This window comes from Hydrococcus rivularis NIES-593, assembly GCF_001904635.1.
In the GTDB taxonomy this organism is placed as follows: Bacteria; Cyanobacteriota; Cyanobacteriia; order Cyanobacteriales; family Microcystaceae; genus Hydrococcus; species Hydrococcus rivularis.
The window spans coordinates 176,711-191,744 of the sequence record NZ_MRCB01000001.1 but is presented as its reverse complement, the minus strand read 5'-3'; the positions used below and the strand labels follow the sequence as shown (position 1 = coordinate 191,744).

Here is a 15,034-nt window from a genome sequence, read left to right as displayed (position 1 = left end):
CTTTGCTTATTTATACTAATTTTTTCGCCTTCAGTCAAGCAAATTTCCGTATATTCGCGGAAGCTTCTATACAGAAAATGATATACAATTTATCCAAAATTGTCTGCCAAGTTGGCAGTTTTTCATAACGAAATTGTTAATATTCATAAATAGCCAAATTAAATAAAAAAGCTTTTTCTCTAAAAATATCAGTCGAGATATTTTCAGTTTTTCGCGTTCAATCGTCGTTATTTTTTAGTAAAAATTAAAATCTAACTTACATAATCACTGGCGTTCGATATCTTTGTTTATTGTTTCTCCTCTTTTACTCTAATCGGTTAATTAAACTAACAGCAAATGCAGTTATTAAAGATCGAGTTGCTGTTGTGCCAAGTGATAGTAAAGCCCTTGCTGCTTCATCAACTCTTCGTGGTTTCCTTGCTCGACTAGAATGCCTCGATCGAGTACCAAAATGCAATCGGCGTTACGCACGGTCGAGAGACGGTGGGCGATAATAAAAGTCGTGCGATTGCGGCACAGACGAACGAGATTTTGTTGAAAGCGCCTCTCCGACTCCGTATCGAGAGCGCTGGTCGCCTCATCGAGCAGGAGAATTCTCGGTTCTCCAAGCAGTGCGCGGGCGATCGCGACTCGTTGGCGCTGTCCGCCGGACAGATTTGCCCCACGCTCTCCGACTTTGGTGTTATATCCCAAAGGCATCGATTGAATAAAAGCATGGGCTTCCGCGAGTTTAGCGACTTCGACCGCCTGTTCCAAACTATATTCCGGTCGATAGAGAGTAATATTTTCCAAAATCGTTCCAGAGAAGAGGAAACATTCCTGCGGCACGACACCGAGTTGCGATCGCAGCGATTGGGGAGAAACGTGACGGATATCGTGTCCGTCGATCGAGATATGCCCGCTGTTGGGATGATATAAACCTTGCAGTAGCTTGACTAAGGTACTTTTGCCCGAACCGCTGCGCCCAACGATCGCGATCGTCTGTCCGGGCTTGACCGTGAAGGTAATATTTTGCAGAATGTTGCGATCGTCGTCTTCGTTATAGCGGAAGGTGACATTTTCAAAGCGCACTTCGCCTTTAATAGTCGGCAGAGGCAATAAGGGGTTTTCCGAACTTTCTTCCGGTTCGGCAGAAAAGACATCGTTGAGTCGTTCTACCGAGATCAGAACTTCTTGCAGTTCATCCCAGAGATTGGTCAGCGAGAGTACGGGACTGAGGACTTTACCGATGAGCATGTTGAAGGCAACAAACTGACCGATCGTCAGTTGGTCTTGAATGACCAACATCGCTCCATACCACAGCAAAGCGGTATTGCCGATGGAATTTATCAATCCGCCAGCCGTTTGTAAATTAATTCCCAGTTTTTGAGCGCGAAATTGAGCATTCAAGAAACCCGTTAAATGTTCTTCCCAGCGCCAGCGCAACTCCCGTTCCGAAGCGGTGGTCTTGACCGTTCCGATTCCAGTAATCGTTTCCACTAGAGAAGAGTTCTGTTCGGCGGATTTATTAAAGACTTCCCGCGAAACCTTGCGCAACAGGGGAGTAGCGACTAAGGTCAAAATAACGATCGGGGGAACGAGACCTATCACTAGCAAAGCCAATTGCCAGTTGTAGTACAACATCAACCCCAAATAGAGAAATCCCGTCAGAAAATCCAACCACGCCAAGACGACTTGGCTGATGAGAAAGCGTTGGATTTTCTGGTTTTCCTGAACCCGCGTAATGATATCTCCCACGTGGCGGTCTTCAAAAAACCGTAGCGGTAGCATCAGAGCATGACGAATAAAGCCGCCGATCATGCTCAGATCGAGGCGATTGGAGAGATAGCTTACCAAATACTGCCGAATGCCGGAGAGAATGATTCCCCAGATCCCAAACAGCAGCGCGCCGATCGAAAAAACGTGGAGCGTCGTCAGCGTTTTGTTGACAACCACTTGGTCGAGAATGATTTGGGTAAACAGGGGCGTGACAATGCCGAAGATCTGGATTAGTAGAGATGCAAAAATGATTTGGAAGGCAACCGAGCGATAGGGAACTAATAATCCCAAAAATCTCCCCAGCGAGGGTTTTTCGTTTTTGAGCTGCTCCAGGTGCTCGGTCGGATCTAGCAGCAAGGCATATCCGGTCCAGCCTCTGAGAAACTCTTGGCGGTTCAAAGAGAGCCTACCTCTGGCGGGGTCGGAAACCAGAACGCGATCGCTGCCGATACGGTAAACGACAATATAGTGATCGCCTTGCCAGTGGGCGATCCAAGGATTTTTTTGTGAGGCGAGGCTGTTGAGACTTGCTCGCACGGGTCGCGCGTGGTATCCGAGGCTCTCAGCCGCTTTAGCCAAGTTTTTCAGGGAAGCTCCCGATCGCCCGACTCCCGTTAAATCGCGCAGAAAATTGAGGTTGAGGCGTTTTCCCCAGTACTGGCTAATCGTTTTCAAGCAAGTTGCCCCGCAGTCGGCAGCGCTTTGCTGATCGTTATGGGGATAGCGATTCCAGGCGCGGAAACGACGCTGCAACGGTTTGGGGAATTCGACTTTTGACGGTTTTGGCTGGGGCTTCAAGCGAGGAGCGTTTTCATCGGTAGATGATGGCGCTGGCGCGACGTTGCCGTCACTCGGACTAGAGGCGGCAATCGCTCCCGGAGCAAAAGCTTTTGCGCCTGCGGGTTTGTCTTTGGAGGTAACGATCGCGCGAACCGTTTCCCAATGTTCGAGAGGGAGATGATAGGCTAGCAAATCGGTTCTGGCAAATGCACCGTCTGGCGTATGGTCTGGATGTCCCCAGGAACTGCCGACCTCTAGCGTCGGATTCTCAACCCGACCGCCAAGCAGCCAAAAACGACCTGCCTGCGCGGGAGCGACTTTAGCGAGGGATTCTCCAGCGGCAATCTTTTTTTGGGTCAAGTAGGAAAAAATGTGTTGTAGTCGGTGGCTGGAGAGCGATCGCCATTCGGTTAGGGTTCTGAAGAAGATGAGAGCTTGCCGTTTTTTTGCCTCGCTCGACCAATTTTCTTTCAGTTCGGGCAATTGTTCCAGCCAAGGCAAAAGTTTGTCAGCTGCAATTTTGGCCACTCGCAGGGAATTCGTCGCCGCGATCGCTCGATAGGGAAAAACCACCTCGCTAAAAAGAGAGTCAGTTCCGAAGGTTTCTCCTTCTGCTAACAACTGAGTCGGGACTTCTCGTTTTTTGTGAGGATCGAAACTCAGCAACCTCACTCGTCCTTGACAAATTAAATATAAATCTTTAGTCTTTTGCTCGTTAGTAGCAGTAGGTTTCTCATTCCCTGCTATGTTCTCAACGTTATCTCCTAGCTGAAAGTCACGAATCTCAAAGTTTTTACTTAACTCGGGAATTGACGTAGCGGTATGGCTGTGACCTTTGACTTGCTGTAGAAGTAGCGGCAGAATCGCCGCAGTACTATCAAGCGATGGCTTTGGCTGTTGTATTTCCGAATGCGGTTTCATCATTGTCAAGTCTCTTCGTCACAGTTGGTAAACCATTGATAAAAGCAAATTATTTTTTGTTTACATTTTTTCTCCTAATCGACCGATTAATTGAAATCAATAACCTCTGATTTGAATCTTGACATTTTTTCAAAAAAGTCTATTTAGACTTAGTATTAATGAATTTGCAACTGAACTGTCAAGAGGCGGTAGGTAATTTGCGGCTCTCTTTACCGAATCTTTAAACAGGATTAAAACTAGCTTAAAAAAACTGTTAAATTTACTCATGAAGCAACGTCTTGTATCAGCGCGTTTTAGTTTCTCTGTTCAACTCAGCTTTTGCAACCGAAGTGTGAAATTTTCAACCCAAACGAGGTCAAGCGCTTTAAGATGAGTTATAGTTCCTACTACAGTAGCACTGGCTAGATTTCCGGATGCAAACTGATAAAATCCCGCGTATTTAGACGAAAGCAAGACGAGTTAACGAATTGAAGCTCTCAAACAATCGATTACCTCTAAGTTGGCAAGCTTGCTTGTTGTTAGTAACCTTATTCTGGTCGATCGGCATAGCAAGTGCTGCCGCTCAATCGCTAAATTCTGCAAACCTAGAAGCAAGTCTGCGAGAGTGGAAAGTTGGACTAGACACGATCTGGGTAATCTTTACAGGGTGTCTCGTCTTCTTTATGAATGCTGGCTTTGCTATGCTCGAATCCGGGTTTTGCCGTCAAAAGAATGCGGTGAACCTTTTGGCGAAAAATTTTATCGTTTTTGCTTTGTCTACCGTTGCATTTTGGGCAGTTGGCTTTGGCGTGATGTTCGGCGATGGCAATCCGATTGTTGGCACGAGCGGATTTTTTTTAAGCGGTTCTGATAATAGCCCCAGAACAGAAATTTCCTATCAAGGCGTATACAGTTCTTTGGCTTGGGCGGGAATACCGCTGCAAGCCAAATTTTTCTTTCATTTGGGGTTTGTTGGAATAGCAACAACTATCGTATCTGGTGCGGTTGCCGAACGGATCAAATTTTTGGCATTTTTTGTGTTCAGTCTTTTTTTAGCTGGCATTGGCTATCCCATCGCCGGACACTGGATTTGGGGCAACGGTTGGTTGCATCGACTCGGATTTTGGGATTTTGCAGGGTCTACAGTCGTTCATTCCGTAGGGGGTTGGGCGGCTTTAGTCGGGGCAGTTTTGCTCGGGCCGCGAATCGGCAAATACCAAAATGGAAACTCTCTAGCACTGCCCGGTCACAACCTCACGACAGCGACGCTAGGCGGCTTGATTCTCTGGCTGGGTTGGTTTGGTTTCAATGCAGGTTCCACCCTAGCAGTCGAACCTCATGTCATTACCCACGTTCTCTTAACCACCAATATGGCTGCTGCGACGGGAGGAATTGCTGCTACCGTCACCTCTTGGTGGTATTTCGGCAAGCCCGATTTGTCGGTAACGATTAATGGGGTTTTGTCGGGCTTAGTTGGAATTACCGCCTCTTGTCGCTTTGTCACTATCGGCTGGGCAGGAGTCATCGGTCTCGTTGCCGGCGTGGTGGTAGTTTTTGCCGTGGACTTTTTCGACAAGTTGCAAATCGACGATCCCGTGGGAGCGATTGCGGTGCATTTAGTAGGAGGGATCTGGGGAACGCTCGCCGTTGCCCTATTTGCTCTCGGACCCGGCGTTAACCTCAATCCCAATTTCATTCTCTATGAAGAGGGACCAGCGAGGGGATTGTTAATCGGAGGCGGTCTTGCCGGTCTGAGACAATTGTTTGTGCAACTGCTGGGAATCGCCTCTATCAGTCTTCTGACGACGATTTTGAGCTGGCTTGCTTGGTCGTCGATCAAATGGATAGTCGGGATGAGAGTTTCCTTTGACGCAGAACTGAAGGGATTGGATATTAGCGAGCACGGACTCCACGCTTATAACGATTTCTTGGTCAAGCAAGATTTACCGCCCAGATCGCTGCGTACTTTGCTAACTCGACGCATGCCGCCACCGCCTGGTTCTTAATTGACTCATAGGTTCGTCCGACGGCCTCTGTATCTAACTTCGTCGTCGTTGGCTGGCGAGGCTTCAGCATTGAATTCGTATAAAACCTCGTCGATTTTCGGCAAGACTTCTGACGGCAATTGCGGCAGCGCTTCGGGTTGTGCTCGAACTGGAGAATCTTGAAGGGGTTGCAGGGCGACTCTGAGTTTTTCTACCGTGCGGTTGATTTCGCCATCTAAAAGGCCGCTCAATGCTTTACCCGCCTTAACGAGTAGAAAAACGTCGGGATGGCAGTAAGCGAGAATAACATGACCTTCTTGGGCGCGAACGGCAATCGTCTCAATTCCCTGCCAATGAAATTCGTCCTGGGTGCTTTTGGCTAAATAAAGCATGCTACCAGCCATAATTAAGGAGCTATTTTTATCCATGCCAATGGTCGGGATGATGGGCTGTCCTTCGGCAGAAACCAAGGCAACTCCCTGAATGCCGATGGGTTTTGCCATCAACTCTTGTAAGATTCTCTCAATGTTGGAGGGGTTCATCGACTGCCCCTCGACCAAGGCCAGTTCCGAACTTGCTGGCGATAAGGCTTTTATGGGGAGACTTGCCTCGCGATTAATGGCGCGATCGCGAGAGGCTGCTTTTTCCATTTCATCGCAACTAACGAACAAATTGAGCAATTTTTTTTGCAACAGGTCTTTATGGGTTTGCTTGCGCATGTCTGAGGAAATTGCCACTCCACTGCGAGCGGGTTGATAGTTGCATAAATCGGGAATGATAATATTCTCTAAACTCGCTGGCGGATTGTGGCGATCGACGCTCGTTACCGGACCGATATCCAAGCATGTCAAAATGTTTTCTAGTTGAACGGTACTTAAAAGCCCTGCTAGATAATAGCCAATGCAATAGGGAATATTCGACCTTCCCAGTTCGTCCGTTCCTTCATTATACAGCCAGCCAAATAGAGTCTTATCTGCGGAGAATTGATACAAATAAGTCGCTTTATAGCCTGCTTTTGGCGGGTTGTAAGTATCCCAGTGCTTGTAAACTACTTGTTGAATAAACGCTTGTTGAATGTCTAAAGGAATTTGTTGACTGACAAGGGATTTAAATCCTATTCCAGGAAAGCTAGTGTAAACGATTTGACCGACGAGCAAAGGCATGATTTATATAGATGATTAACGAGTTGCGCTTAAGATTTTTTAACAACCAAATAGTCTGGTTCTAGCTAAAAAATTATGAATGAAGATTAGATTACTGAATTTATAATGTCGCCATTCAAACTGAAAATTTCTGTGTTTCTCAGTTTGGAGATTAGCCAAAGAATGGGCTTTGCCGTTTCTGAGGTTTTGAGGTCAAATCCATCATCGCCTGCAACGATTGGAATTGAGGAATAAAAGATTTGATAGTTAATTTTAAGGTTCTCTAAAAAGGCTTGCAGTGGCTGAATCCCTCGATCGAGGATCTGACCGTCTTGCGAGTCGAGCCGAAGCCGATCGCATTTGGTTAAAACAATAGCTAGGGGATGCTCTAAATTATTGCTATGGAGCACCTCGGCGATCGACTTCACTAGCTCGAAACTCTGGGCTAATGCTTTGGGGTCATTGGCTCGCTCGACGAGGTTATAGGCGTCGATAAAGGCGCAGTAACCGTCCGAGTTTAAAACCATCATTAAAAAGGCTGGATTATAAATTTGACAGGATTCTCCAGGAGGGTCCCACCAGCGAAATTGGCATAGGGTTTTATTTCCCCATAGGGAGCGCAGCTTAAGAGAGAAGTCAAAGTTGGTAATTTTCATCGTTGCTGACGGATATTGACCCGTTTGAGTCGTCTGGCGGAGAATGCTTTCAAAAGTTTGCTGAATTTCCGGCTCTTCACAATCGAACCATATTTGCTGACCGTTCTCTTGATATTGGTTGGTGTAGAGTTCCGTACAGCTACCGATCAGAAAAACTGTCTTACCTACTCCTCGTTGACCAATACTGAGCAAGCTATAAATTTTTGGATCGTTTTTGGTTGAGCTATTGGTCATTGCTGTATTTTGTTTTAGTTGAACGACTGATGCGGAGTTATTGGTAAAGATCTACAAGCTAATTAAAAATCGTTCCCGAAACGGCTATCTTCCTGACGAAATAATAATTTCTAGAAATTGTTCGCGTCGCGATCGCCAAGGGAATGCTTGGTCTAAGTTATTGCAGGTAGGCGAACGATAAAGATACTACCCCGTCCCGGTTCGGAACTGACTTCGATCGTTCCCTGGTGGGTTTCCACGATCTGGCGAGACAAGTGAAGTCCCAGACCGCTTCCAGATCGTCTGTGTTTTCCGACGCGATAGCGATCGAAGAGGAACTGCTGCTCTTGAGCGGAGATGCCGGGTCCGGTATCCTCGACGGTCACGATCGCCCAAGCCTTAGCTACCTCGTCTGAATTCGATCGCTTTGGCGACTGGTACAGGCGCACTCGAACCGAGCCGCGATCGGTAAATTTGATGCTGTTGTCAATTAAGTTGGTCAACAATCGGCGCAGTTCCAGGCGATCGCCGAGAACTTGAAGGTTGGAGGGCGATCGGTCTTTGCTGTCTAACTCCAAGGTTAGGGAGAGTCCCTTTTCGTTGGCTAAGGGGGTCAACTCTCGAACCACTTCTTCGGCTAAGGTTCCCAGATCGACTCGAACAAAGTCCAACGCTTTTTGAGCGAATTCATAGCGATAAACTTCCAGTAACGTGTTGACCATCTCCAGTAAATTACGGTTGCTACGAGCTAATATGGCGATCGCTTCTAGAACGGGAGGCGATAGGTCTCCGAAAGCTCCCTGCTTCAATAAGCCTAGCACGCGCTCGGCAGCGAATAAAGGCGCACGTAGGTCGTGGGCTAGGCGAGACATGTAGTCCTCGCGTACCTTTACCATCTGTTCTTGCCGATCGACGCTGTGCTTGAGCCGCAGCAGCGATCGCACTCGCGCTAGCAGTTCGTCTACATCGACGGGTTTGCGAATGAAATCGTCTGCCCCCATGTCTAACCCTTTCACTGCGCTCGGTCGGTCGTGAACCGTGATCAGCAAAATGGGAATATAGGGCAGGCTGGGATCTTCTCGAATGCGCCTGGTCACTTCAAAGCCATCCATGCCGGGCATCATTACGTCTAGCAAGATGAGGTGAGGGGCAAATTGTTTGACCAGAGCGAGGGCAGCCCATCCATCTTTGGCTGGGAAGATTTCATACCCCTCTTGTTGCAAAATACTCTCCACCAGCAATAAATTTTCTGGAGAGTCATCGACAACGAGAATCTTATCTTTACGAGCGGATTGACTCACTTGAGGGATCCTTCGGATTTGCCAGTCGCTCGTGGGGAGCCATTGCGTTGCGGAGGGACTATCCGTTGTAGCAAGTGGCGCCCAAATCCAATCTCCTCTGGCGACGCTGGCTCATAAGCGACCAGTGAGCGGTGAATAGATTTAGAGGCATCAAACCTAAATTTATCGAGTCCCAATCGTTCTGGTTGCTAAATATTTATCATATCGGTTTTAGCTTAGCGTATTGCGAGCTTAACGATTGCTAATCTAGGGCTAAGGTCGGTAAAATTTTGTCTACTTTAAACCCGGGAACGGTAAATTGTTGGGGAATTTGTTCGCTTGGAAACGGTTCTGTGGCGCTAAGCTGTTGCTCGCTGGTTGCCAGAACTCCTAAAACGCTGACAGGAACTTGGACGAACAGGTTGCTTGCCAAAAAAGCCAAGCCCGCGATTGACAATCCCAGAATGCGCCACTGAGGCAAAGCGGCGGCAGCGATCGCGGCTAGGGGGGCAAGTCGATAGAGTTGCCACAGCACCCAGAACATTCCTAGAGCGACGACCAGACTCAAGATTCGCTGTTTGTTGGTTTTTAGTTGGCTCAAGATTTGTCGCTGCTGTTGGGACAAGGTTTCTGGTTTGAGGGCCACGAGCAGAAGGCTAAAAATATCAAAAGGACGCTGCCATTGCATCCAAAATACGGGGACGATGCCGACAATGGTGAGAAACAGCAACTCCAGCCAAACGAAGGGCAGGGGATCGCCCACTGCCAATCCCAACCAAACGATTTGTAAAAGTAGGGGCGCGATCGCAATCCCTGCTAAATGAACCCACAAAAATGGTTCGCAGCGAAATGATTTTGTCATTTGTCCTTTGTCATTTGAAGGAAGAAGTAGGAGAGAAAAAGATTTTTTCCTTCTGGGGAGGCTAAGTCTGCCGTGCGATGGCAGACCGCCGTTTTCTTGGAGAAGGTTCCGAGAGCGGGCGACGGCTTCGCTTGCTTTGAATGCCTCATCCTTGTGCTTTTACACCGAAAGGGTGCGGCGCTTCATGACTTTTTCATAGACTTCGATGATGTCGCCTTGCTTCCAATCATTGAACTTAGCTGTGCCGATACCGCACTCGTAACCAGCAGCCACTTCTCTGGCATCTTCGGTAAATCGCTTGAGCGAATCTACCATGCCTTCGTGAATGACTTGACCGCCGCGACGAACCCTCAGATAGCGGTTGCGAATAATTTTACCCGACTGCACGTAGCAGCCAGCCACCATACCGCGCCCAGCGGGGAAGACGGCTCGGACTTCGGCTTGTCCGAGGGGAGATTCGATCTCTTCTGGTTCGAGCAGACCTTCCATCGCCCCTTGAACGTCATCTAAGAGCTTGTAGATGATGTCGTACTCGCGAATATCGACCCCTTCTCGATCGGCAGCCGCTCTCGCACCGCTAGCCAAGGTTGTGTTGAAGCCGATAATGACGGCACCGCTTGCAGCCGCGAGATCGACATCCGTCTCGGTGATCTCTCCTGGAGCCGCTAGCAAGACGCGAATTTGCACTTCTTTTTGCGGCAGTTGCTGGAGCGCTCCTAGAATGGCTTCTACGGAACCTTGAACGTCTGCTTTGAGAATGAGGTTGAGTTCTTTGAGTTCGCCTTCCTGAGCCTGAGCCGAGATGTCAGCCAGGGTTACCCGTCGAGACGACATCGCTTGTTGCAGGCGAGACTGGCGTTTTTCTTCCGCTCGCCGTTCGGCAAGGGTGCGAGCTTCTTTTTCGTTCTCGAAAACCTCAAATTCATCTCCGGCAGCGGGTACGTCGTTGAGACCGAGAACCTCTACTGCGAACGAGGGAGTAGCGACTTCGACTTTTTCGCCGCGATCGTCGATCATGGCGCGGATCTTGCCGAATACCGATCCGGCGACAATGATATCTCCGACTCTGAGCGTTCCATTTTGGACTAGCAGGGTAGCTACCGGACCTCTAGTGCGATCTAGGTTGGCTTCGATGACGGTTCCCTTAGCGGGACGATCGGGATTAGCCGAGAGTTCTTCGAGTTCGGATACTAGCAGAATCATCTCTAGCAAACCATCGAGGTTTTCTCCCTTGAGAGCGCTCACGGGTACCATAATTGTGTCGCCGCCCCATTCTTCGGGAACCAACCCCAGTTCCGAAAGCTCTTGCTTGACGCGATCGGGATTGGCTTCTGGTTTGTCAATCTTGTTGACGGCAACGACGATCGGCACTCCAGCGGCTCTAGCGTGAGAAATCGCCTCTCTCGTCTGCGGTTGAACGCCGTCGTCAGCCGCGACGACGAGCACGGCAATATCGGTCACTCGCGCTCCCCTCGCCCGCATTGCCGTAAAGGCTTCGTGACCGGGCGTGTCTAAAAAGACGATTTGCTCTTGCTTGCCATCGTGTTCTACATCCACGTGGTAGGCACCGATGTGCTGGGTAATGCCGCCAGCTTCGCCTTGGGCTACTTTGGTTTTGCGAATCGAGTCGAGCAGGGTTGTTTTGCCGTGATCGACGTGACCCATAATCGTGACAACGGGCGGACGGCGTTGGAGATTTTCTAGGTCTGCCACGTCGATCATTTCGGTACTTTTGGCAGCCAACGCTTCTTCGGGTGCGGTTTCTACGGTCGTACCCAGTTCTTCAGCAACTAAGCGAGCCGTTTCTAGGTCGAGGGTTTGGGTAATATTAATGGGAATTCCTTTAAGGAAGAGATTTTTGATAATTTCGGTTTCTGGTACGACTAATAGTTGAGCCAGTTCTCTGACCGTCAAGCTACTGGTAAGAACGATTTTATCGGGACGCTGAACGACTTCTTTGCGATCGCGCCGTTCTGCTTTGGCTTTTACTGCACTGCTATCTGCTTTGGGAGCAGCTTTTCTGGCTTTAGCGCCAGTAGCGGCTGCCGATTCGAGAGATTTAGGTTTGGGCGGACGAGCTGTTGACAGGCTGATGCTACTGGGAATAACCGTTGACTCCAGTTCGTCTTCAAGGTCTTCCTCGTCTAGATCGTCAACGATGACGGGACGGCGCTTGCCCTTGCCGCTAACTTTACCGACTTTGCTAACCGTTTCGCGTTGTTCTTCTTCTTCCTCCTCCTCCCAAGCATGACTTTTAGCGCTGCGAGGCAGCGTCGGGCGCTTCAATTTTTGCTTTGGTTTTTTGGAGAGGTCGAGCAGTTCTTCGCCTTCTAGTCTTGCTGTCTCTAAAGGTTCGGCTTCTAGTTCGACGGTTGCTTCAACTGATTCCTCCAGAACGGGTTTGCGCTCCTGAGGTCTTTGAGGAGGTCGTTTTAATTCTAGTTGGATGGGCGTTTGCCGTTTTTCTGCTGGTTTTTCCGCCATCGCTCGAACGCCAGGTTCGGACAACGCCTTTTCTGTTTTCCTGGGAACCTGCTGTATGGGCTGCGCGGTTGCTGCTTGGGTCGCTTGAGCCGATTCGGCACTTGGCTGCCTGCCTGCTTCTTTTTCTCTGGCGACGGTTGGCTGAGTCAGTCGCATCGGAGGTTTGAGCATTTGGGGAGCTTCTGCTCGAGCTGCGGTTGTTGTTGGTTCTTCTGTTTGGGGCGGTTGGGATTTTGATGGTTGTTTGGGAGCTTCTGCTTGGCTAGTAGCAACCGCCAGGGAAGGCGCGGTTGCGGGACGGCTTGCTTGTGGGGAAGTCGGGGGAGTGGGCGGTTGCGATTTGACCGGAGGACGCGGAGGAGTAGCTAACTGAGCCGAGGCTTGAGCGTCGGCTGTTGCACTCGGACGATCTTGCTTGTGATGAATGGCTAAGATTTGCTGTTTGCGCTCGCTTTTGGCAGTTGGCGACGAGCGATCGCTCCCCTTGTCTTGGGCGGCTCCGTGACTTTTCCTGGCAGCTTGGCTGGGCGTATATTTTTCTGCCATGACCTTAATTCGTCCCGCTTCTGTTTCTGTAATCGTGCTACTGTGGCTTTTGACGGCAATATTGAGCCGATCGCAAATTTCTAAAATGTCTTTGTTATCCAAGTTCAATTCTTTTGATAATTCGTAAATTCTAACTTTTCCGTTGTTCATCCACTATCCCCCTGACTAGATCCTAGTTGTCGCGATGCCCCTGACTACGGGCTGTTGTAGTTTGGCATGGTTAATCCTTTCGGTAAAATTGAGCGCTATGCTATTTCAACAATGAAAGCTTTTCTCCTATGCTAGCGAGAATGACCAATGACGACATCTACAACCTCTAGAGCTTAAACAGCTTCGGGTTTTAGATGTCTTCCCGACCAGAAACAGTCGCCAAACGCTCCCACAAGCTCTCATAAATGCGATCGGGTATAGGGGCTTTTAGCGCTCGTCCCAGTCGATTTTTCTGGCAAGCTGCTGTCAGACAACTAGCTTGAGGGCAGATATAGGCAGAACGCCCCATCCCCCGATCTAATTGTACCTGTCGCGAGGGGTAGACTCTGACGATTCTCCAAAATGATTCTTTTGGCGCTACCTTGCGGCAACTAATACAACGTCTGTAGTTTTTCTGCATTAATCGTTTCAGCGATTGGTTATTCTTTCCGGTTACGAGTCGCTGGCATCTGCGGTGACGGGTTCTGGTTGTTGTTCGGTTTCGGTTTTGTAGCTCGCTATATCCTTGATATCGATTTTCCAACCTGTCAGACGAGCAGCTAGGCGAACGTTTTGTCCTTCTTTGCCGATGGCTAAGCTCAGTTGATCTTCTGCCACTAAAACCAAGGCTTGACGTTCGTCTGGATTGACTAAAATGACTTTATCTACCCGTGCGGGACTGAGGGCGTTGGCAATGTAAGTAGCCGGGTCGGGCGACCAGCGAATCACGTCGATTTTCTCGCCTCGCAGTTCGTTGACCACGGCTTGGATTCGAGACCCTCTCGCGCCGATACAAGCCCCGACGGGATCGACATCTCGCTCTAAAGTATCCACCGCAATTTTGGTACGGGGACCGACATGGCGAGACGGCGGATTCGCCTCTCTAGAAACGGCGACGATGCGGACGACTTCTTCTTCGATTTCAGGAACTTCAACGGTAAACAGTTCGACAACTAAACCAGCCGCCGCTCTGGAGACGATCAGTTGAGGACCTCGGTGAGATCCTTCTCGCACTTTTTTGAGATAGACCTTAAAGGTGGCGTTGGCGCGATAGTTGTCGTTGGGCAGCTGCTCTCGCTTGGGAAGTTCGGCTTCGACTTCTGGCTGACCGAAGGCACTCTGTACTGCCATGATAACAGCTTGCCGCTCGAACCGCAGGACTCTGGCTTGGAGGACGGTGTTTTCTAGGTCTTGGAATTCTTCTTGAATGAGCTTTCGCTGCTGGTCGCGCAGTTTTTGCAGCAGCACCTGTTTGGTTTGAATGGCTGCCATGCGACCGAATTCTTTTTGATCGGGAGTAACGTCTAAAACTACCTCGTCTCCTAGTTGGGCTTCTGCGGCTACTTTTTGAACGTCTTCGAGCGAAATATCGCGATCGCTGTTGCTGACGGTTTCGACGATGGTTTTGGTCGCGAGAACGCGAAAGCCTTCTTCTTCGGTGTCTAGTTCGACTTCAAAATTGTCGAAATAGTCGTCGTGAAACTGATGGCGGTCTAGGCTCTGAGAACGGCGATAGCGTTCGTAACCTTTTAGTAAGGCTTCGCGCAAGGCTTCTTGAACGGCGGATTTGGGTAAGTTGTGTCTTTGACTAATTTCTTCAATCATGTCCCGTAGACCGGGCAGGTTAACCAGTGACATGCACTAAACTCCTATATAATTTTCTAATGATTGGCTATCCTAGGGGCGATCGGTCGCGTCTTTACCCCTCTAGTCGGACTGTGGCAACGAGCTGACGAGGAATTGCGATCGCGCGTCCTTTTTGATTGATGTAAACGGCTCCTTCATCCCGTCCTTGTAGCTTGCCTCGCCATTCCTGTCGATCTTCATAGGGGGTGTGGGTTGTTACGATGACAGAAAATCCTTTAAAAGCTGCGAATTCTCTATCCGTAATTAATTGTCGCGAGATTCCCGGACTAGAAATCTCTAAGACATAAGACCCCGCAATGATTTCTGTTGTATCTAAGATGGCTTCTAGGGAGCGGCTCATGCGTTCGCAATCATCTATACTCGTATCGCTGCTGGGATTGCGAATATCTAAGCGCAGAATTGGCGGTCGCTTATTGGTTTGAAAAACGACTTCTACGACTTCTAATCCCAGTTCTTCGGCAATGGGAGTCGCTAATTCTAGAATTTTGGGAATGAGCGGATGAGTCATCGGAATAGGGCAACAAAAAAAGCGGGCAAGACCCACTTCTTACATAATTAGGATGAATTAATCCGGCGATCGCAACTCTCGCCA

10 protein-coding genes are annotated in these 15,034 nt (G+C 49.1%); 1 reads left to right on the top strand and 9 read right to left on the bottom strand.

The genetic code is table 11. The features are described from left to right. Positions 1–345: 345 nt before the first annotated feature. A complete protein-coding gene (locus tag NIES593_RS00820) occupies positions 346–3,459 on the bottom strand; it encodes a peptidase domain-containing ABC transporter (RefSeq protein WP_073597776.1) in 3,114 nt (1,037 codons plus the stop codon). A gap of 467 nt (positions 3,460–3,926) precedes the next feature. Between NIES593_RS00820 and NIES593_RS00815 the strand changes: the two genes are divergently transcribed. After that, the gene (locus NIES593_RS00815) at positions 3,927–5,444 is read left to right on the top strand and encodes an ammonium transporter (protein WP_073597775.1); all 1,518 of its coding nucleotides are present in this window, start codon (positions 3,927–3,929) and stop codon (positions 5,442–5,444) included. A 5-nt stretch (positions 5,445–5,449) separates the two neighbouring features. On the opposite strand, the gene NIES593_RS00810 is transcribed toward NIES593_RS00815, so the two are convergent. The 8 genes from NIES593_RS00810 to rimP form a co-directional block, all read right to left on the bottom strand. Next, positions 5,450–6,586: a roadblock/LC7 domain-containing protein gene (locus NIES593_RS00810; protein WP_073597774.1), complete on the bottom strand. Its 1,137-nt coding sequence runs from the start codon at positions 6,584–6,586 to the stop codon at positions 5,450–5,452. An 86-nt stretch (positions 6,587–6,672) separates the two neighbouring features. Then, complete coding sequence (locus NIES593_RS00805; protein WP_073597773.1) at positions 6,673–7,455, bottom strand: hypothetical protein; 783 nt, start codon at positions 7,453–7,455, stop codon at positions 6,673–6,675. A 152-nt stretch (positions 7,456–7,607) separates the two neighbouring features. Then, positions 7,608–8,735, bottom strand: coding sequence for a hybrid sensor histidine kinase/response regulator (locus NIES593_RS00800; RefSeq protein WP_245817197.1), 1,128 nt, complete (start codon positions 8,733–8,735; stop codon positions 7,608–7,610). 241 nt (positions 8,736–8,976) lie between these two features. Next, positions 8,977–9,576 carry a low-complexity tail membrane protein gene (locus NIES593_RS00795; protein WP_073597771.1) on the bottom strand — a complete coding sequence of 200 codons (600 nt, stop codon included), beginning with the start codon at positions 9,574–9,576 and terminating at the stop codon, positions 8,977–8,979. Positions 9,577–9,735: 159 nt separating this feature from the next. After that, positions 9,736–12,756, bottom strand: coding sequence for a translation initiation factor IF-2 (infB, locus tag NIES593_RS00790; RefSeq protein WP_073597770.1), 3,021 nt, complete (start codon positions 12,754–12,756; stop codon positions 9,736–9,738). A gap of 190 nt (positions 12,757–12,946) precedes the next feature. Next, a complete protein-coding gene (locus NIES593_RS00785) occupies positions 12,947–13,216 on the bottom strand; it encodes a YlxR family protein (RefSeq protein ID WP_073597769.1) in 270 nt (89 codons plus the stop codon). A 32-nt stretch (positions 13,217–13,248) separates the two neighbouring features. Beyond that, positions 13,249–14,433 carry a transcription termination factor NusA gene (nusA, locus tag NIES593_RS00780; protein WP_073597768.1) on the bottom strand — a complete coding sequence of 395 codons (1,185 nt, stop codon included), beginning with the start codon at positions 14,431–14,433 and terminating at the stop codon, positions 13,249–13,251. Positions 14,434–14,494: 61 nt separating this feature from the next. Beyond that, positions 14,495–14,950, bottom strand: a complete 456-nt coding sequence (rimP, locus tag NIES593_RS00775; RefSeq protein ID WP_073598031.1) for a ribosome maturation factor RimP — start codon at positions 14,948–14,950, stop codon at positions 14,495–14,497. Positions 14,951–15,034 lie beyond the last annotated feature (84 nt).